This is a genomic window from Pseudomonas sp. GW823-FHT01D03, assembly GCF_058798255.1.
Genome location: NZ_JBXAKK010000001.1, coordinates 4,088,918 through 4,108,556, shown reverse-complemented (window position 1 = coordinate 4,108,556; position 19,639 = coordinate 4,088,918). Strand labels below are relative to the sequence as shown.

Below are 19,639 nucleotides of genomic sequence, written 5' to 3'. Positions count from 1 at the left end.
GGCTGTTTGAACGGTGGGGCGCGGTATCGATGAATACGATGCCAAAATCGGCCGCAGGTTCAAAGCAACTGACCTGTGACCAGGCCAGTTGCCGCTGACTTATTGGGCGTTGAGCTGCAATTCGGCCGCCGCTCTCGCGGGTTTTGGCTGGCCGTCCGAGGTCAGCAAGCCGAAGTTCTTCTCCCGTTCATTGCTGCCCGAGTCGCTGTTTTTCCATTCATAGATCGAGGTCAGCGGAATGTTCAGTCTTTTGACGTCGGCTATGAACGCGCCGACTTTGCTGGCTTGCCCTTCAATCCCGCCGTTGGAACCGAGCGCCGAAATTCCCCATTCACTGATGACCCCCGGCAGATGGAAGTTCTGCTGGATGAACGATTGCGCGTTGCTGATCTGCGTGGCCGTCATGCCATAGGGGTGGTAGGAAATCGCATTCAGGCATTTGGGGTGCTCACTGACGATGCGGTTCAACGCTACGGTGGAGGCCGAACCGGCGGTTGGCGGCCGCGCGAAACCGTAGCCGATTCGCGGTGCGGACTGCGGTTTGTCCTGAAGTGTTTTGCACACAGCACTCATGAACGGCACAAACGTTGTGTCGAAATTGCGCGTTGGCCAGTAGGTTTCCAGATCCGGCTCGTTCCAGATCTCGATGGCGACCAGCTGCGAACTGTAGGTGGTTTCAAGGTTGGTCAGGGCGTTGGCAAATGCTTCGCCCGCCGTCGCCAGTTCATTTGTATTGGCTGGCGTTGCAGTCAATGGCTTGATCGCGCGCACGGTCAGGAGCACCGGCAGGCCAGCGGCCCGGGCGGCGGCGAATGCGTCGCTGACCTGTTTCTGATAGGCCTTGGCGCTGAGGCTGTCGCTCCATACCCCGAAACGTACGAAGCTGAAGCCGGCAGCCTTGATGTTGGCGGCGTCGTCGGCGGTAAAGTTCTGGATCTTCACCTGAACGCCGATGGTTCTGGCGGGAAGATTGGGAAACAGTTCACTGGCGTGAACATGAGTGGCAACACTGAGTGCCAGCAGCGCCGAGGCGCCGAGCTGTTTGAGATGGGCTGATTTCATGTCTGCTCTCCGGATGAGAATGACAACGACGAATAGTTATCCCCTTACTCCAGTTTCGAAACTGACAAGAGTGCTTAGTGCATGAATGTTATTTTTTGTCAGGAAAATCCAACCTGAAAATCACAGTTATTTTTAGTCCGGTAATTGTGTTTTGGCGGCTTTTGACCCTGTGGTACTTAATACGCTGGTACTAACAGGGCGAATCTATTTCTGAGTGCAGAATGATCTAGTGGGTTCATTAAGATCCGCTCTAGATGTTGGCAGAATGATATTACACAGGAATGTAAACCTTGTTCAAAAAGATCCTTGTCGTGTGCGTTGGCAATATTTGCCGAAGTCCGACAGCAGAACTTCTGCTGCGTAACGCGCTGACCCCTTCAACCATCTCGGTGACTTCCGCAGGCCTCGCTGCGCGGGTTGGCGAAGGCATGGAGGCGTCGGCACGTCAGGTGCTGGAAGACCACGGGCACAGCGCCGAAGGTTTCCAGGCCCGGCAATTGACCGCCGATATCGTCAATGAATCAGACCTGATTCTGGTCATGGAAAAACAACATGTGAATCAGGTGCTGAAGATTGCCTCGCACGCCCGGGGCAAAGTGTTTCTTCTCGGCAAGTGGCAGAGCGAACGAGAAATACAGGATCCGTATCGTCAAGGTAAGGCCGCTTTTATTCATGCCCATGCATTGATTGAAGATGCTGTTAGCTCGTGGGCGCAGCGCCTCGGACATTGATGAATATTCTTCAGATCAGTGAATGGTAAGAAAGACTTATGCAGTTACCGTCAGTAATCGCCAACCGTGATAACGATCAAGACAGTATTGATCTTCTCGGCATATTCGGCAGTTTGATCGACCAGAAATGGTTGATCGGTGCATTCACCGGTGCATTCATGGCCGCCGGTGTTGCCTATGCGGTATTGGCGACGCCGGTGTACCTGGCGAACGCGCTGGTGCAGGTCGAACCGAAAAAGAACGACATGCTCGGCTTTTCCGACCTCAGCAGCATGCTCGGCGGGCAATCGCCGTCGGTGACCGAAATCGGCATCATCAAGTCCCGCGCGGTGATCGGCAAAACTGTCGATGACCTGCGCCTGGACATTGACGTCACCCCCAACACCTTCCCGGTCATCGGCGGTTTTCTCGCCCGGCGTTATCGCGGTGAAACCGAGTTCAGCGTGGCGCCGCCGCGTTTTGGCTTCAACAGCTACGCCTGGGGCGGTGAGCGTCTGGAGTTCGCCCGGCTCAATCTGCCCAAAGAACTGTTGGGCAAGAAGCTCACCCTGATTGCTGGCGAACAACAGCATTTTCAGTTGCTCGATGACAACGACAACCTGCTGGTCGAGGGCGTCGCCGGCGAAGCCTTCGCCCAGGATGGCGTCGAGGGTTTGATCGAGCGCCTGCAAGCCAATCCGGGTGCCCGTTTCGAAGTGGTGCGCAATCCACGGATCGTGACCATTCAGGGTTACCAGGATGCGCTGGATATTTCCGAGCAAGGTAAAGAGTCGGGGATTATCCGCCTGGCACTGGCCAGTGCCGACGCCGCCGAGGCGGTGAAGATCCTCAACAAGATCGCCGCGCTCTACGTCGATCAGAACGTGCGCCGCACCTCGGCGGAAGCGGCGCAGAGCCTGGCGTTCCTGCAAAGCCAGTTGCCGCAGGTCAAGCGTGATCTGGCCAAGGCCAGCGATGCGCTCAACGCCTATCAGACCCACGGCAAGACCGTGAACATTTCCATGGAAACGCAATCGGTGCTCGGCCAGTCCGTGGCGCTGGAAACGCGGATTTCCGAGCTGAAAATGCAGCAGGCGGAAATGGATCGCAAGTTCACCAAACAGCATCCGGCATATCGCGCGCTGATGTCGCAGATCGGTGAATTGACCCAGCAGCAGAAGTCGCTGGAAGGCAAGGTCGGCGATCTGCCGGCCACCCAGCAGGAATTGCTCAACCTGACCCGCGACGTGGAAGTGGCTTCGCAGATCTACACGCAGTTGCTGAACAAGTCCCAGGAACTGGACATCGTCCGTGCCGGGGCGGTGGGCAACGTGCGCCTGATCGATCCGGCGGATGTTGACCTGAGCAGCCCGGTCAAACCGAAAAAAGCCCTGATCGTGCTGATCGCAACGTTCCTCGGCGCCTTTGTCGGAGTGGCCCTGGTGCTGTTGCGCAAATCGTTGAGCAAAGGTCTGGAAGGCCCGGAAGCCATCGAACAGCTCGGGCTGCCGGTGTACGCCTCGATTCCTTACAGCGCCTTGCAGCGTGACGAGGACACGAAAAAGGGCCGGGTCAAAAGCACCGCCGAGACGCCGGCCTATCTGCTGGCCCTGCGCAACCCGACCGATCTGTCCATCGAATCGATCCGCAGCCTGCGCACCTGCCTGCACTTTGCCGCGCTGGACTCGACCAACAACCGCATCATGATCTCCGGCCCCAGCCCACAGGTCGGCAAGACCTTCGTCTCGTCCAACCTCGCGGCGGTCATGGCACAAAGCGGTCAGCGCGTGCTGCTGATCGACGCCGACATGCGCAAGGGCCACCTGCACAAGACGCTGAATGTGCCGATCGCCAATGGCCTGTCGGATCTGCTGGTCAAGCGCTGCAGCATCGAGCAGGCGGTCAACACGGTGGAAATCGACAACCTGCACTTCATCAGCCGTGGCCAGGTTCCACCCAATCCCTCCGAGCTGCTGATGCATGCCAATTTCCGCGATCTGCTGGCCGAACTCAGTGAACGCTACGACGTGGTGATCATCGATACGCCGCCATTGCTCGCGGTGACCGACGCGGCGATTGTCGGGCGTGAAGCCGGCATCAGCCTGATCGTCACCCGGTTTGCGGTAAACCCGGCCAAGGAAATTGAAGCGACCATTCGCCGCTTCGCGCAGAACGGCATCGAGCTCAAGGGCGCGGTGTTCAACGGCGTCGAGAAGCGCGCTGCCAGCTATTACGGCAATGGCAGCTACGGCTATTACAACTACGAATACGCGTCGGACAAATCCTGAGATTCAGGGACGTTCCAACAGGCATGAAAGTGGGTGGGTTGTGAAGAAAATACTGCACGTGGCTGAAACGATAAAAGGTGGAGTCGCCACCGTTATCCGCACCATCTCGGCGTCGCCCGAAGGCCATGACTCGAACTACGAGCTGGTCTATCTGGTGCCGCTCGATCAGAAAAAAGAGCTGCACGGCATCGATGCACAGCAGATTCGCACGTTCGAACGCAGCGGGCGGGATGTGCGTTCGTTGCTACGTTTTGCCTGGCAACTGACCCGAGTGATGCTCAAGGAAAAACCCGATGTGGTGCATCTGCACAGTACCTTTTCCGGGGTGATCGGCCGTTGCGTGTGCGTGCTTCTCAAACCATGGCGTCGACCCAAAATCGTCTACTGCCCGCACGCCTTTTCGTTCCTGATGGAAAGCTCGCCGACCAAGCAGAAGCTCTACGCGTGGATCGAGCGGGTCCTGCAAAGAGTCACCGACGTGATCATCTGCGTCAGTCGCTACGAAATGGACAAGGCCGCGCGGTTCGGCATTCAGCGCAAGCGCATGAAGCTGATCTACAACGGCATCCACCAACGCGATGAAGCACCGAAGGCCGAGAGCCCCGCGCCGATTCATCTGCTGTTCGTCGGCCGCCTCGACTACCAGAAAGGCTTCGACGTGTTGCTCAAGGCCTTCGCCAAGGTGCAGCGCAGCGATCTGAAACTGACAGTGGTCGGCAGTGCGGTCAACGAAGACAAGGTCGAGTGCCCCGAGATGGACGCCGTCGAGTACCTGCCGTGGGTCACGCCAGCCGAAGTGCAGGCGCTGTATCAACAGGCCGACGCGTTGATCGTTCCGAGCCGCTGGGAAGGTTTTGCCATGGTGCCGCTGGAAGGCATGGCCATGGGTTTGCCGGTGATCGCCAGTAACTGCACGTCACTGCCCGAACTGGTCACCCATGAAGTGTCCGGCTACGTCTTTCCCACCGGTGATCACCAGGCGCTGGCCGATGTGCTGGCGCGAATCCAGAAGCCGCGGTTGCTCGACCTCGGCAGCGAAGGCCGGAACATCGTGCGCGAGCGCTTCAGCGCCGCGCTGATGATCCGCCAGACCTACGACGTGTATTGCGCTCCCACTTATTAAGTAGAACTCAGCTTATGAACGTAACGATTTTGCATGGCTACAGTGCGTCCAACTCCGGTGACGGCCTGCTCGTCGATCTGGCCATCGCGTTGGTGCAGCGCAACTTTGGCGAAGACACCGCGATCAATGTCGTGGCGTCCGACCCGCAGTCTTTCGCCTACCTGCCGCACCCGCGTTTCGACGCGCCGGTGATGGCGGCCAAGGGCCTGGGTCGGGTCAAGCAGGCGGTGTTCCTCAATCAGTCGTATGCCGGGCTGGCGGATCTGTTGCGCAAGACCGATCTGATCGTCGGCGTCGGTGGCGGCTACATGCGTTCGAAAAGTGCCTTCGAACACATCAAGCTGAAACTCGGCCACGCCAAGCAACTTGAAACGGCAATCCTCAGCAAGGTGCCGTCGGTGTACCTGCCGCAAAGCATCGGCCCGTTCCATGGCGAGAGCCGCAAGATCGTCGATCACTACGCCAGCGCCGACGCGGTGTTCGTGCGCGATAACCGTTCCTCGGCGATGTTCGATGCCTGCGAAAACGTCTACCGCGCGCCGGATCTGGCGGTGCAGTCACTGGCCAGCAAGATCCTTCAGCAACCGAAGTTCACCCGCTGCGCCGCATCGCCGGCCACGGTGTGCGTGGTGCTGCGCAAGCCGCCGGAGTGGAGCAAGGACAAGAAGGTCGCCTACGTCGCCAACCTGAAGCTGCTGCTGCAGCGCCTGAAGAACAAAAGCAAAGTGGTCTGCGCGGTGCAAAGTGCCGTTCGCGGCAACGATGACGGTGCGTTCTATCGCGAGCTGGGCATCAGCGAAGACCTGCTGTCGTTGAAAGCGACGATTGCCAAATATCAGCCGGACCTGGTGATCTCGGTGCGTCTGCACGGCGCCATTGAGTCGCTGCTGTCCGGTGTCCCGGCGTACCACATCAGCTATGAGCGCAAAGGCTTTGGCGCCTATCAGGACATGGGCGTGGAAGACTGGGTGATCAATGGCGGCGACATCAATGTCGAGCAGATCATCGACACCGTGTACGCGCCGAACGCCCTGTCGAATTTCGGCAAGCGCCTGACCGACACTTGCCGCGAAATCGAAGCCAAGACAGTGATGATGGACGAGATCATCAAAGGCGTCGTTCGATGATATTTCGCTTGCTGCTGCGCGGCGGAGCTTTGGGCGCGAAGTTCTTGCTGGTGTTGGCCATCACCCATTACCTGGGCTACGAAGCGCTGGGGTTTTATGGCGTGGTGGTCGCCGCGTCGCTGATCGCCTCGAAGTTCTACAGCGTCGGTTTCAGTTCCGAGATCAATCGGTTGATCAGCGTTGGCGGCAGCTCGCGGCGGGTGGTCGACAAAGTCCTGCTGCTGTATCTGGCGGTGGGGCTGCTGCTGTCGCTGGTAACGGTGGGGATTTACTCGCTGTTCCAGCAGGTCGAGGCAAGCACCGCGTTGATCCTCTGCGTGACGCTGGTGCTGCTCACCGAACACCTGTCGTTCGAGATCAACTCGTTCGTGTTTTCTGCACAGAAAGCCACGGCGGGTGCGCTGCTGTTCTTCATCAAGACCGGTCTCTGGGCGCTGCTGGCGGTGGGCGGGATGATGCTTGGCTGGGTCTCCGGCATCGCCAGTGTGCTGTGGCTGTGGGTGGCCGCCAACGTGTTGGTGATCGTCGCCGGTTACCTGATTGTGGTGAACGTGCACAAGGGCCGGGTCAGCGCGGCGTTGACGACGGCGACCGTGTGGAAGGCCGGCCTGCCGTTCTATTTCGGCACGGGGTTGATCGCACTCAGTCAGTACGCCGAGCGCTTTCTGATTGCCGACCTCGAACCCTACGCCAGCCTCGGTAAATACGTGTACGCGTGGTCGGCGGCGAACACCTTGCAGGCGTTGTCTTACGCAGTGGTGGCGGTGGTCGGTATTCCGGTGTTGGCCAAGCGGTTTCAGGCGGATCAGCAGGCGTTCACCGTCCGGCAATTGTTCGTCAACAAATGGGTGATGCGCTCGTTAGTGGTGTCGGCGGCGGTGGCGGTGCTGATCTATCTGTTCTTCAACGTGGCGCTCGATTACGTCGCCAGCAGCGTGCCGCGTCCGGACAACGCGATCCTTGGCGTGCTGATCTTTTCCTTTGCCCTTCGGGCCATCGGCGACATCGTCTGGGGTGGTCTGATCGCGTCGAAAAACAGTCGGGTGTCATTCGCCAGCGCGGCGATTTGCTTGCTGGTGTCGGTGCCGGTCAGCTACCTGCTGATCAAGCATTATTCGATTTATGGCGCGGCGTGGGGCAATGTCTTCGCGATTATCGTGCAGCTCGGGGTGATCGCCGTGTTGACTCGGGCGACCCGTGCCAAAGGGGCGCTGGCATGGGGTTGAAGTTGCCGTGCATCGAGTTTCGCGGCCGCAGACTCGATTCTTCGCTGTCGTTCCTGATTCTGTTCACCGGGTTGTTTCTGTCGGTGGCGATGCCGCTGTTGATCCCGCGTGCTCCGGGCCCGGATGCCATGACCTTGTGGTCGTCCTACGCCCGCGCCGACAACTGCAATTTCTGGAACCCGTTCTCACCGGATCGTTCCTCCTACGAGTGTTCGGCGTTCCTGCTGCGGCCCACCGGAATCAACCTGACCAACGCCTGGGCCTACGGAATGTTCTGCAATTTTTTCCTCACGGCGATTCCGGTGGTGGTGTTCCGGCGCATGCCGCTGGCGATCTTCGGCACCCTGTGCCTGTGGGGGATTGTGCGTTCGTTCTTTCTGGAAAACCTGACCAAGGAAATCATCGTTTCGGTGGCGGTGCTGAGCATTTTGCTCAGCGCATTGACGCGTAAGTACCGCGGCGGATTTTTTCTGTCGGCGGTGATCTATGGCGTGCTGATCCGGCCTTACTGGATTCTGTTTTCGCTGTCGTGGGTCGGCGTTTGCGTGATGAAAAAGTACGTGTCGCGCTTCACTTTCTTCCTGATGCTGTTCCTGTTTTACCTGGCGGTGGCCATGGCGATTCAGCTGGCGCTGGGGTTTCCGGTGTCATCGATTCGCGCCAGCAATAACGAGTTGCGCACGGCGGGGGAGGAGGGCTCGAAATCGCTGATCGTCTCGTGGCTCAGCGGCAGTGACTTCGTCTCGCAGGCGCTGGACTCGATGATCATTTTCTTCCGGTTGTCGTTCCCGGTGGAGCTGATTCTGTTGTCCGGGCCGGGCCAGGTGATCTTTGTGGCGCTGATGATCATGACCGCGCTGCTGCTGTTCAAAGTCATCACCTCCACCGATTACAAAGGCGCGCCGATCGAAACCAAACCCAAGGAACTGATCGCGATTCCGCTGGCGTTTCTGCTGGTGCAAGGCTTGTTCGAGCCGGACTTCGGTTCCTTCGCCCGGCACTTTTCCATGGTGGTGCCGGTGCTGTTTGTCGGTCTGGGCCTGATGTTGCGCGCGAACAAACCGGTGCGGGTTGAATCACGAGTTCTGAATTGAGGCAGGTGCTGTATGTCGAGCAAGAAAAAATCGCTGGAGATCGAAACCCTGCGTGGTCTGGCGTGCCTGCTGCTGGTGCTCTATCACGTCATCGGCCCGTTGGGCGGGGGGCTGAAAATCGATATCGGCTCGCCGTTCCGAGTGATCGCCGACTCGATGGTGTACGTGCGCATGCCGCTGTTCACCTTTATTTCCGGCTACATCTATTCGATCTACAAAATCCGTGGCAATGACTTTTCCGTGTTCTTCAGCGGCAAGGTGCGACGGCTGATCGTGCCGCTGTTTTGCGTCGGCGTGCCGTTCTCGGTATTGCAGGCGGTGGGGCCGGGGGTGAACAAAGACGTCGGCGTAATCGATGCGTTGCTGTCGTTCTGGGTGCCGGTCAATCACTTCTGGTTCCTGCAGGCGGTGTTCATCATTTTCATGTTCGTCGGTCTGCTGGAATGGCGCGGGATGCTGCGCTCGATGACGCGCTTGTATCTGCTGTTCGCCTTCGCCGCGGCAGTGTTTCTGTTGCCGCCGTTCAAACTCGATGCGTTCGGCATCAATGGTGCGATTTACCTGCTGCCGTTTTTTGTGGCGGGGATGATCGGCCAGGAAAATGTCGAGGCGTTGAAGCAACGGTTCAAGGTGATCGGGCCGCTAGTGTTTGTGCTGATTTCGCTGACGCTGCTGTATGTAGCGGCGATTGACCGTGAGTTGATCGTCGACCGCCGCAGCCTGATCGGCTTGACCGTGGGTTGCGTGTCCTGCATTGCTTTGCTGTCGAGTGACATGCGCTCGAAGTGGCTGACCTGGCTGGGCGGCTACTCTTACGCGATCTTCCTGTTCCATGTGCTGTTCGCGGCGACTTCGCGGTTTGTCATGGGACGGCTGGGGGTGAAAGACGAAAGCATTCTGGTGCTCAGCGGACTGCTGTCGGGTCTGTTGGGGCCGGTGCTGCTGTCGATGATTTTCAGTCGCTTCAATGTCACCTCGGTGCTGTTTTTGGGCGAGCGTGCGGCGAAGAAAAAACCGCTGGCGAGCGTTACTCCGGTGGTGCCGGCCAATAGCTGAAAAGCTTCGCGAGCAAGCCCGCTCTCACAGTTTTCGGTGCTGGACACAGATTCAGCAGATGACCGCAATCTCTGTAGGAGTGAGCCTGCTCGCGATAGCGGTTTGTCAATCAGAGTTGCACCGTCTGAACCAACGCCATCGCGAGCAGGCTCACTCCTACAATGGATTTGGGTCGTACTCCAGTCCCCGCATTCCAGACTGAAGGAAATAATGCATGTTGGCAGTAAATGACGCTCAGCCCGTCGCAGCGTCGGTGGTGGAAGTGGGCGATGCCCGCGAGCGCTTTGCGCAGTGGCGCGAAGGCAAGGCCGGGAAGGTCTTGTCGGTCTCGGTGATCGGCGACAGCTACAGCGCCGGGCAGGATTTCTACCTGAACAAACTGGTGCAGCGCGTGGCCGGCGAGGTCGGTTTTGCCGGCCCCGGTTATGTCGGCTTCAACCACGGCGCGGCGCTGGGCGGCACGCATTTCAAATACACCCGCAGCAGCGAAAAGTACTTCGGTGGTGGCTGGCAGGTGTCCGGTCTCGGTCAGGCCAGCCCCGACAGCCGCACGGTCACCGGCAAGCCCGGTGCCTGGCTGCAAATCGATGCCAGCCCGACACCGGCCATCGCCACCCAAGTCACCCAGGCGAAATTGCTCTATCTGGGCAACGGCGAAGCCAGTGAGCTGCGCTACCGCTGGACACCCTCGGAAGACTGGCAACCGTTGACGCTCAAGGGTGCGGGCGTACAGGAAGTACCGCTCGCAGGTCTCTCTTCAGCGGCAGACTGGTCATTCAAACTGGAAGTGGTGAAGGGCGCACCGACCTTGTTTGGCTTGTGGATGAGCAACGAACAGAACGGTGTGCGGGTTTCGAAACTGGCAGCTTCGGGCGCGGCCTCGGCGGATTTCTATCACCGCGACCCGCAATGGCAGGTGCAGTGGAAAGCCGCCGTGTCGAAGATCCCCGCCGACGTTTATCTGATCATGCTCGGCGGTAACGACCAAGGCTTCGGCGTCAAACCTGCGGAGTATCTGCAGAACGTTCAGGGCCTGGTAACGATGATCCGCGAGATTCAACCGGCGGCGAGCATCAACCTGATCATGCGTCAGGACACCACACGTTCCAGTGCCTATCCGATGTCGGCGTATGCGCAGGTGCTGCAGCCGTGGGCGCATGAGCAGCAGCTGGGTTTTGCCAATCTGCAATGCGCGTTCGGCCCTGACGTCAAACGCTATGCGGCGGCGATGATCGGCCCGGACAAGATTCATCCGCAGCCGGCAACGGGCGGGAAAGTGATTGCCGATTACTTCTATCGCTGGATCGTCAGTGGCATCAACGCGGACAGTTGCGACTTGTAGGAGCTGCGGCACGCTGCGATCTTTTGATCTTGCTCTTGAAAACAAAATCAAAAGATCGCAGCGTGCCGCAGCTCCTACAGGAAAGTGTTTTTATTTGAAGTTATCTATCTGGCTCAGGAGCTCAGCAGTCTTCTGCGGCATCAGTTGCGTGGCACACCGGGTCTCGACATTGATGATGATCGCCGGCTCGTTGCAGCACAGGCGTACGCGGAAGCGCCAGTCGCTGAAGATCACCTTCAGCCCATCACGATCGTCCATTTCCAGCGCCTGCTCGGCATACAGTTGTTTCAGATGGGCGAGCAGGGGATAGGGATCCGCCAGCGTCCGGCGAATGTCGCCGGACGCCGGAAACATGCCGATGCGCTCCACCAGCAAAATACTGCCCAGCCACGACTCGTTGGCGCTGGGCAATGGCTGATGGCGTGCCAGCCAACTCACCGCTCCGAGGTTGCCCACCTCCCGTTCAATCTCTGCTGCATGCTGTGCCATGTTCATGGGTTGCCTCCTGAAAAGAGAAGTGGGCGGGGGCCGTCTCAGCGGCCCTTGAGGTAGACGTTGTCGTAGCAGAAGTTGGTCGCCTGCAGGTAACCCTCGGCGTCGCCGCAGTCGAAGCGCAGGCCCTTGAACTTGTAGGCCAGCACGCAACCGTTCTGCGCCTGTTTCATCAGCGCGTCAGTGATCTGGATCTCGCCGCCCTTGCCCGGTTGGGTGTCGGCGATCAGGTCGAAGATGTCCGGGGTAAGGATGTAGCGGCCGATGATCGCCAGGTTCGACGGCGCGTCCTGCGGCGCCGGTTTTTCCACCATGTTATTGACCCGGTAGATGCCGTCGGAGATCAGCTCCCCGGCGATCACCCCGTACTTGTGGGTCTGGTCGGCCGGGACTTCCTGGATCGCGACGATCGAGCAGCGGAATTTCTTGTACAGCTGAATCATCTGCGACAGCACGCCGTCACCTTCCAGGTTCAGGCACAGGTCATCGGCCAGCACCACGGCGAAGGGTTCATCGCCGATCAGCGGGCGGCCGCTGAGAATCGCGTGACCGAGGCCCTTCATTTCCACCTGACGGGTGTAGGAGAAGGTGCAGGTGTCGATCAGCTCGCGGGTGCCGGCGAGGAATTTCTCTTTCTCGGTGCCGCGGATCTGGTGTTCGAGTTCGTAGCTGATATCGAAGTGGTCTTCCAGCGCACGCTTGCCCCGACCGGTGACGATGGCCATGTGTTGCAGGCCGGCGTCCCGTGCTTCTTCAACGGCGTATTCGATCAACGGCTTGTTGACGATCGGCAGCATTTCTTTGGGCATGGCTTTGGTTGCCGGCAAGAAACGCGTGCCGTAACCGGCAGCGGGGAACAAACATTTACGAATCATAAAAGTATCCTGGACAGTCATGGAACACAGGCAACGGATGCGCGCACTTATCAAAGCGCACAAGTTTCAATGATTATTGAACGAGTACTTTAATACCTGAGTCAGGTTGTTAATGGCAATTAGCGCAGGGGGTAAAACATGACAATGTTATGAGATGTCGGTAACAACGTTATTAGTTATTTTTAGTCGGTATCTGTTGATAGTGATGAGTGTACTTGGGGTGCTAATAAGTACCAAGCAATACAGTTTGACCTGCAAAAATATTTATTGCCAGTGGTTGAACTAATTTTGTTTGAGGCTGTTGTCGTCCTTATTTGTGTGGTGCGCCACAGATTCAATGAAAGGGACTTGACAGGCTACTAGTCACTTATCCAATGACGGACCGCGCTATGAAGATTCTGGTAACGGGTGGCGCCGGCTATATCGGCTCGCACACCACACTTGCGCTGCTTGAAACAGGTTATGAAGTTGTTGTACTGGATAATCTTTGCAACAGCAGCGATGCGGCATTGCACGCTATAGAAGGTATCTGCGGCAAAAGCGCGCTGATGATTCGCGGCGATGTCTGCGACCGGGCGTTGCTGGACCGGATTTTTCGCGAGCATGCGATCGACGCGGTGCTGCATTTTGCCGGGCTCAAGGCCGTCGGCGAGAGTGTGCGCAAGCCGCTGGATTACTACGAGAACAACGTCGGCGGCAGCATCACGCTGTGTCAGGCAATGGCCGCAGCCGGGGTGTTCCGGCTGGTGTTCAGCTCTTCGGCCACGGTGTACGGCGAGCCTGAGCAGATGCCGATCCGCGAGGATTTCCCCACCGGCATTCCGACCAATCCTTACGGTCAATCCAAGCTGATCGTCGAGAACGTGCTGCGCGACCTGAGCCAGGCCGAGCCGCGCTGGAGCATCGCCTTGCTGCGTTACTTCAACCCGATCGGCGCGCATCACAGCGGGCATATGGGCGAAGACCCCAGCGGCATCCCCAACAACCTGCTGCCTTACATCAGCCAGGTCGCGGTTGGCAGCCTGCAGGAACTGTCGATTTTCGGCGACGATTACCCGACGATCGATGGCACCGGGGTGCGCGATTACATCCACGTCGTCGACCTCGCCGATGGCCATCTCAAAGCCTTGCAATCAATTGCCGACCGCCCGGGCATTCATACCTGGAACCTCGGCACCGGCGACGGCTACAGCGTGATGCAAGTGCTGCACGCCTTCGAACAGGCCAGCGGGCGACCCGTGCCGTACCGGGTGATGCCGCGGCGCAGCGGGGATATCGCCGAGAGCTGGGCCGACGCCTCGAAAGCGCAAAAAGAACTCGGCTGGAAAGCCACGCGCAGTCTGCAGGACATGGTCACCGACACCTGGCGCTGGCAATCGAATCATCCGCGCGGTTATCTCGAATGATGTCGTTCTAATACTGAATGTTAGTTTCGGTCAGCTGTTAGATATCGTCGGGAAAATACGCTGGAAATGCCTTTTGCAAGTCCGTAGATATAAACCTGCCGTTCGACTTTTATCAGTTGGGTAAGACTGTGAAAGAACGACGGATCTTGTTCGCGCTTTTCGCGGACTTGAACGCTACCACCGCTAACTCAGGCCGGTTTTTAACAGGTCGAATGTTAGAAAGGAGTTGATATGAAAAAAGTGATGGCGATTGCCCTGTTGACGATGTTGAGCAACTGGGCGTCCGCCGCTGAAGCGCCGCTTACTGCGGTGACCAATGTATCTGGCAGTGTTGCGGCTTCTACAGCGCCTGCTGCCAGTACTGCAATGGTTGCCAGTGCAGTCGCGGCGTCCAACAGCGGCGGAAGTGCCAACGGCGGTACCACTGGCACCACCGGTACTACCGGCACCACCGGCACGCACAACTAACAGGAACATTTGTTAGTGCAGTACAGGGTCGCCCGACGCAAGTCGGGTGACTTTATTTTTAGATTCGCCCTTGAATAGCGTAGTGCCATTATGACTCGTAGTTTTTCTCTTTTGCTGTTGGCAAGTATCGCTTTGCAAGGTTGCATGTTTTCCCCCGGCCAGTACCTGAGCACCGTCGACATCACGCGCCAGGGCGCCAGTGAAAGCAGTCGGGTCGAGCTGATCCCGATCACGCCCAAGCTGATCTCGATGACCCGCGCCACGCAGAAGCGTGAGACGGTGCCGGCGGAGCTGTTGGCCACGCCTGCCGAATACCGCATCGGCAGCAACGATGTGCTGTACATCACGGTCTGGGATCACCCGGAGCTGACCGCACCATCGGGGGCACAACAGCAGATCGACGCCAACGGTCGACTGGTGCGCTCCGATGGCACGCTGTACTACCCGTTCATCAAGGAAGTGCAGGCGGCCGGCAAGACTATTCAACAACTGCGCTCGGACATCGAGTCCCGCCTGTCGGCGTTCATCGCCGAGCCGCAGGTGGATGTCGCGGTGCTGCGTTTCGCCAGTCAGAAAGTGGTGGTTTCCGGCGCCGTGGCCAAGGCTGGTCCGCAGCCGATTTCCACCAACCCGCTGAGCGTGGTCGAGGCCCTCGGCACTGCCGGCATCGACACCAATAACGCCGACCTGTCGGGCCTGCTGCTGACGCGCAATGGCCGGGTGTATCCGCTCAATCTCGACTCGCTCAACCAGCAGGATTCCGAGTTGCAGCACGTCTTCCTCAAGGGCGGCGATCAGCTGTATCTGCCGTACAACGACAACAAGCGCATCTACGTCATGGGTGAGGTCAATCAGCCGCGTGCGCTGAGCTTCAAGACCTCGACCATGAACCTGTCCGACGTGCTCGGTTCGGTCGGCGGTCTGAGTCAGACCACCTCCAACGGCAACGCGGTGTACGTGATTCGCGGGGTGGAAAACCTCGATGTCGAGCCGGCGAAGATCTATCAACTGGAAGCCCAGTCGCCGACCGCCATGGCACTCGCTTCGCACTTTGAAGTGCGTCCGCAGGATGTGGTGTACGTCGGCCCGGCCAACGTCACGCGCTGGAACCGCTTCATCAGCCAACTGGTGCCGTCGGCATCGATTGTCGGGACCGGGGCTTCCGCTGCGAAGAACTGGAGCGAATACAGTAACAACAGCAAATAAGGCCGACTGTGAAAACCTTGAAAGTTGGCGTCTGCCTGATGGCGGCCTTGATGTTGTGTGGCTGTAACCCGCTGATGACCGCCTCGGTGCGCAACCTCAAGTCGGCGGTGCTCGGCCCGGATGAGCTGGACGTGAGCGCGGCCCAGGTGGCCGAGGTCAAGTACCCGCAAGTCAAACTGACCACGCCGTCCGGCTCCGGGGTGCTGGCGCTGGTGCGCGAGCGTGAAGACCTGCAGTTCTGGGTCGCTTCCGGCAAACAGGTGTTGCTGCTGCGTGACGGCCTCGCCGTGCGCACCATCGGCCTCGGTGTGGAGGGCGACCTGGACGGCACGCGGCTGGCTGACAACGCACCGTTCAAACGCGGCCTGCATCAAGTCGCCGATGGCTTCACCAGTCAGCGCTGGATCGACCTGTACAAGGGGCAGGAAATCGGCTTGATCGTTAACAGCCGGTTCTCCCGCCGATCCACGCAAACTCTGCAGATTCTCGACAAGGAATACACCGTGCTGCGTGTCGACGAACGCATCGACGTCCCGGCCATCGGCCTGCACGCGACCAACCATTACTGGGTCGATCCGCTGGACGGTTTCATCCTGCAGAGCGAGCAGCAACTGACCACGCAAATGCGCGTGCGCATCGTGCAACTGACCCCTGATCGCAGGCATCTGCCTTGAAGCGCCGGTGGATGTTATCGGCGGGCTTGCTGTTGCTCAGCGGCATCAGTCAGGCAGCGGTCACCGTCAGCGGCGATGTCGCCAACCCAGGGCCGGTGGAGTTGCCGCCGGGCGGGCGCTTGCTCGACGTGATCAGCGTGGCCGTACCCAATGCCGAAGGTTACTGGCTGGCCGGCGTGTTGCTGCGCCAGTCGTTGCTGGAGGAGCAGGCGCGGCTCAAGGCCGGGGTGTTGTTTGATCTCGATGTGTTGCAGCGCATGGCGTCTTTGTTTGACCGCCCGAGCCGCGCGGCGCTGGCGCTGCGCCTGGCCGAGCAGGTGCGGCAGATGCCGGTCACCGGGCGCCAGGTGGCGGACCTCGATCCGGTCGCGGTGGAAGTCGGTTTCGCGCGCAACATTCGTCTCGACGATGGCGATCGGCTGATCTACCCGAAACGGGTCGACGAGGTGCAAGTGTTGGGCGCGGTTGCCGAGACCTGCCACCTGCCTTATCAGCCCTTGCTGGAGGCGCGTGAGTATCTGGAAAGCTGCACGCCGCTGGATGATGCCGAGGCCGATTACCTGTGGCTGATTCAGCCCAATGGGGCGGTGCGACGTGTGGGCATTGCGCATTGGAATCGCGAGAGCGGGCAGTTCCCCGTGGCCGGCAGCAAGATTCTGGTGCCGGTGAAAAATGATGATCTGGATCCGCCTGTTCCTGAACTGAATCAGCAGTTGGCCGAATTGATTGCCACGCAGCTGGCTGAGGTGGTTCGTTGAAGTTACGTTTTGCAGCTGTGTTGTTATTGCCGTGCGGTCTGGTGCATGCCGAGCCGCGTATTACCCAAAATGATTTCGGCGGCACCGGTCTGTTGCAGACCCCGACCGCGCGCATGGCTCCGGCCGGCGAGCTGAGCGTCAACGCCAACCGCACCGAGCCTTACAGCCGCTACAGCGTGTCGCTGCAGCCACTGGACTGGCTCGAAGGTTCGTTCCGTTACACTGCGATCACCAACCGGCCGTACGGCTCCGAGGCGCTGAGCGGCAGCCAGTCCTATAAGGACAAGGCGGTCGACGCCAAAGTCCGGCTGTGGCAGGAAAGCCACTGGGCGCCGGAAGTCGCGCTGGGCTTCCGAGACATCGGTGGTACGGGCCTGTTCTCCAGTGAGTTTTTCGTCGCTAACAAACGCTTCGACAACTTCGATTTCAGCGCCGGTATTGCCTGGGGTTATCTCGGTAATCGCGGTGATCTCGACAACCCGTTGGGCTACGTCAGTGATCGCTTCGACACTCGACCGGCTCTCGAAGGTACCGGTGACGTCAACTCGGGCTCGTACTTTCGCGGTCGGCCTTCGTTCTTCGGTGGTGTGAGCTATCAGACGCCATGGGATCGACTCAGCCTGAAGCTCGAATACGAAGGCAACGACTACAAGCACGAGCCCAAGGACAACGTGATCAAGCAAGACTCGCCGATCAACTTCGGTGCGGTATTCAAAGTGGCCGATTCGGTGGACGTCAGCGCGGCGTGGGAGCGGGGTAACACGGCGATGTTCGGCATCACCTTCCACACCAATTTCGTCAGCCGCAAGGCGCCGGCCAAGACCTACGACCCGACGCCTGAACCGCTGCCGGCGAAGATGCCGACCACACCGATGGAACAGGTCAACTGGGCCGACGTGTCGCAACGCTTGCAGCAGAATGCCGGGTACAAGGTCGAGCGCATCAGTCAGCGCGATTCCGAGCTGATCGTGTATGGCGAGCAGCAGCGCTACTTCCATTCGTCGAAGGCCGTTGGTCGCGCGAGCCGGATTCTCGACAACAGTGTGAACGACGACATCAACTGGTTCACCGTGGTCAACAAGCGCTACGACCTGCCGCTGGAAGAGACCAGCGTGCCACGCCAGACCTTCCGCGAAGTGATCAACAACGAGGAGCCGCTGGAGTCATTGCACCGCACCACCGAGATCAACCCGGCGATGCCGCACAACGAGAAAACCCTCTACAGCGAAGCGCCGCAGCACTTCAATTATGGCGTCGGCCTGGGCTTCAAACAGAACGTCGGCGGCCCGGATGGCTTGCTCTATCAGTTCAGTGCCGACGCGGACGCGGAGTACCGCTTCAACCGCAACACCTGGTGGAACGGCCTGCTCAGTGCCAACCTGGTGAACAACTTCGACAAGTTCACCTACGATGCGCCGAGCGGTCTGCCGCGGGTGCGCACCGATTTGCGTCAGTACCTGACCACCTCGGAAGTCACCATGCCGTTGTTCCAGGTCAGTCATGCCGAGCAGTTGGACAAGGACTTGTATGGCATGGTCTACGGCGGCTATCTGGAGTCGATGTTTGCCGGCGTCGGCGGTGAGGTGCTGTTCCGGCCGACCGGCGAGCGCTGGTCGGTCGGGGCGGATCTGAACTACGTGCGTCAGCGCGAGTTCGACCAGGGTTTCGGCCTGCGCGACTACTCGGTCTGGACCGGGCACATCACCGGTTACACCGATTTGCCGTACGACACACTGGCTGCGGTCAGCGTCGGTCGTTATCTGGCCGGCGACTGGGGCGGCACACTCGACATCTCCCGCGAGTTCTTCAATGGCGTGCGTTTCGGCGCCTGGGCGACAATCACTACCGCCGGCAGCGCCGAGTACGGGGAGGGTAGTTTCGACAAGGGCATCTACCTGTCGATCCCGTTCGACGAAATGATGAGCATGTCAACCATGCGCCGCGCCAACCTGGTCTGGGCTCCGCTGACCCGTGACGGCGGCGCAAGGCTCAATCGCAGCTTCCAGCTGCACTCAATGACCGATAGCCGCGAGGGCGACATGTTCTATCGCAACTTCTCGAAGATTACCGAGTAACCTCCCAAGGATCTGTGGGAGACCACAAATCCTGATCGATACCGAGATCCCCCGTGGGAGCGGGCTTGCTCGCGAAGGCGTCGGCACTTTCTACACATGTGCTGCCTGACCCACCGCTTTCGCGGGCAAGCCACTCTCCCACAGTGTTTTGTGGTGAGGCACATATCCCGATCCATACCGAGATCCCCCGTGGGAGCGGGCTTGCCCGCGAAGGCGTCGGCACATTCAACATCTGAGCTGCCAGATCCACCGCTTTCGCGGGCAAGCCACGCTCCCACTTTGGTACGGGGTGAACTGGATATCTTGATCCCCCTCCCGATCCCTGTGGGAGCGAGCCTGCTCGCGAAGACTCCAGTCCATTCAAAATCCATGTTGCCTGACCCACCGCTATCGCTTGCAGGCAAGCTCCCACAGTGATTTTGTGGTGTGCCCGATTTGAGTGAACGCCCCCGATCCCTGTGGGAGCGAGCCTGCTCGCGAAGGCGTCGGCCCATTCAACATCTCTGTCGCCTGACCCACCGCTTTCGCGGGCAAGCCACGCTCCCACTGTGTTTTGTGGCGAAGCACAAATCCCGATCCATACCAAGATCCCCTGTGGGAGCGGGCTTGCCCGCGAAGGCGTCGGCACTGTCACCCTCGCAACAGCCTGACCCACCA

Annotated in this window: 17 protein-coding genes; 14 read left to right on the top strand and 3 right to left on the bottom strand. The window is 59.2% G+C overall.

Annotated features, from left to right (window positions below):
• Window positions 1-99: 99 nt before the first annotated feature.
• Entirely contained in the window at window positions 100-1,062 is a 963-nt protein-coding gene (locus AC1RBR_RS18005; protein ID WP_095139873.1) for a cellulase family glycosylhydrolase, read from the bottom strand.
• A 290-nt stretch (window positions 1,063-1,352) separates the two neighbouring features.
• Here AC1RBR_RS18005 and AC1RBR_RS18000 point away from each other — a divergent pair, with 290 nt between their 5' ends.
• The 8 genes from AC1RBR_RS18000 (at window position 1,353) to AC1RBR_RS17965 (ending at window position 11,028) form a co-directional block, all read left to right on the top strand.
• Window positions 1,353-1,793: a low molecular weight protein-tyrosine-phosphatase gene (locus tag AC1RBR_RS18000; protein ID WP_003226547.1), complete on the top strand. Its 441-nt coding sequence runs from the start codon at window positions 1,353-1,355 to the stop codon at window positions 1,791-1,793.
• 38 nt (window positions 1,794-1,831) lie between these two features.
• Entirely contained in the window at window positions 1,832-4,060 is a 2,229-nt protein-coding gene (locus AC1RBR_RS17995; protein ID WP_492565911.1) for a polysaccharide biosynthesis tyrosine autokinase, read from the top strand.
• A 40-nt stretch (window positions 4,061-4,100) separates the two neighbouring features.
• On the top strand, window positions 4,101-5,183 hold the full coding sequence (locus AC1RBR_RS17990; RefSeq protein ID WP_492565910.1) for a glycosyltransferase: 1,083 nt from the start codon (window positions 4,101-4,103) through the stop codon (window positions 5,181-5,183).
• A gap of 14 nt (window positions 5,184-5,197) precedes the next feature.
• Entirely contained in the window at window positions 5,198-6,310 is a 1,113-nt protein-coding gene (locus AC1RBR_RS17985; RefSeq protein WP_166497674.1) for a polysaccharide pyruvyl transferase family protein, read from the top strand.
• The gene (locus tag AC1RBR_RS17980) at window positions 6,307-7,536 is read left to right on the top strand and encodes an MATE family efflux transporter (RefSeq protein WP_492565908.1); all 1,230 of its coding nucleotides are present in this window, start codon (window positions 6,307-6,309) and stop codon (window positions 7,534-7,536) included. The genes AC1RBR_RS17985 and AC1RBR_RS17980 overlap by 4 nt, the downstream gene beginning before the upstream one ends.
• A complete protein-coding gene (locus tag AC1RBR_RS17975; RefSeq protein ID WP_492565906.1) occupies window positions 7,527-8,630 on the top strand; it encodes a hypothetical protein in 1,104 nt (367 codons plus the stop codon). Before AC1RBR_RS17980 ends, AC1RBR_RS17975 begins: the two co-directional genes overlap by 10 nt.
• A 12-nt stretch (window positions 8,631-8,642) precedes the next feature.
• Window positions 8,643-9,686: an acyltransferase family protein gene (locus AC1RBR_RS17970; RefSeq protein ID WP_492565905.1), complete on the top strand. Its 1,044-nt coding sequence runs from the start codon at window positions 8,643-8,645 to the stop codon at window positions 9,684-9,686.
• 214 nt (window positions 9,687-9,900) lie between these two features.
• On the top strand, window positions 9,901-11,028 hold the full coding sequence (locus AC1RBR_RS17965; RefSeq protein ID WP_492565903.1) for an SGNH/GDSL hydrolase family protein: 1,128 nt from the start codon (window positions 9,901-9,903) through the stop codon (window positions 11,026-11,028).
• 90 nt (window positions 11,029-11,118) lie between these two features.
• Here AC1RBR_RS17965 and AC1RBR_RS17960 read toward each other — a convergent pair whose 3' ends face one another.
• Both AC1RBR_RS17960 and galU read right to left on the bottom strand, forming a co-directional pair.
• The gene (locus AC1RBR_RS17960; protein ID WP_492565902.1) at window positions 11,119-11,523 is read right to left on the bottom strand and encodes a mannose-1-phosphate guanylyltransferase; all 405 of its coding nucleotides are present in this window, start codon (window positions 11,521-11,523) and stop codon (window positions 11,119-11,121) included.
• 38 nt (window positions 11,524-11,561) lie between these two features.
• A complete protein-coding gene (gene galU, locus AC1RBR_RS17955) occupies window positions 11,562-12,395 on the bottom strand; it encodes a UTP--glucose-1-phosphate uridylyltransferase GalU (protein WP_047600100.1) in 834 nt (277 codons plus the stop codon).
• A 389-nt stretch (window positions 12,396-12,784) separates the two neighbouring features.
• Between galU and galE the strand changes: the two genes are divergently transcribed.
• The 6 genes from galE (at window position 12,785) to AC1RBR_RS17925 (ending at window position 18,982) form a co-directional block, all read left to right on the top strand.
• Window positions 12,785-13,801, top strand: coding sequence for a UDP-glucose 4-epimerase GalE (gene galE / locus AC1RBR_RS17950; protein ID WP_492565901.1), 1,017 nt, complete (start codon window positions 12,785-12,787; stop codon window positions 13,799-13,801).
• Window positions 13,802-14,032: 231 nt separating this feature from the next.
• Entirely contained in the window at window positions 14,033-14,269 is a 237-nt protein-coding gene (locus AC1RBR_RS17945; RefSeq protein WP_003226528.1) for a hypothetical protein, read from the top strand.
• 90 nt (window positions 14,270-14,359) lie between these two features.
• Window positions 14,360-15,475, top strand: coding sequence for a polysaccharide biosynthesis/export family protein (locus AC1RBR_RS17940; protein ID WP_178083338.1), 1,116 nt, complete (start codon window positions 14,360-14,362; stop codon window positions 15,473-15,475).
• A gap of 8 nt (window positions 15,476-15,483) precedes the next feature.
• Window positions 15,484-16,149: a YjbF family lipoprotein gene (locus AC1RBR_RS17935; protein WP_492565899.1), complete on the top strand. Its 666-nt coding sequence runs from the start codon at window positions 15,484-15,486 to the stop codon at window positions 16,147-16,149.
• An 11-nt stretch (window positions 16,150-16,160) separates the two neighbouring features.
• Window positions 16,161-16,907 (top strand): capsule biosynthesis GfcC family protein, encoded by a 747-nt coding sequence (locus AC1RBR_RS17930; RefSeq protein ID WP_115989300.1) that lies wholly within the window; start codon window positions 16,161-16,163, stop codon window positions 16,905-16,907.
• Window positions 16,904-18,982, top strand: coding sequence for a YjbH domain-containing protein (locus AC1RBR_RS17925; protein WP_027611486.1), 2,079 nt, complete (start codon window positions 16,904-16,906; stop codon window positions 18,980-18,982). The genes AC1RBR_RS17930 and AC1RBR_RS17925 overlap by 4 nt, the downstream gene beginning before the upstream one ends.
• Window positions 18,983-19,639 lie beyond the last annotated feature (657 nt).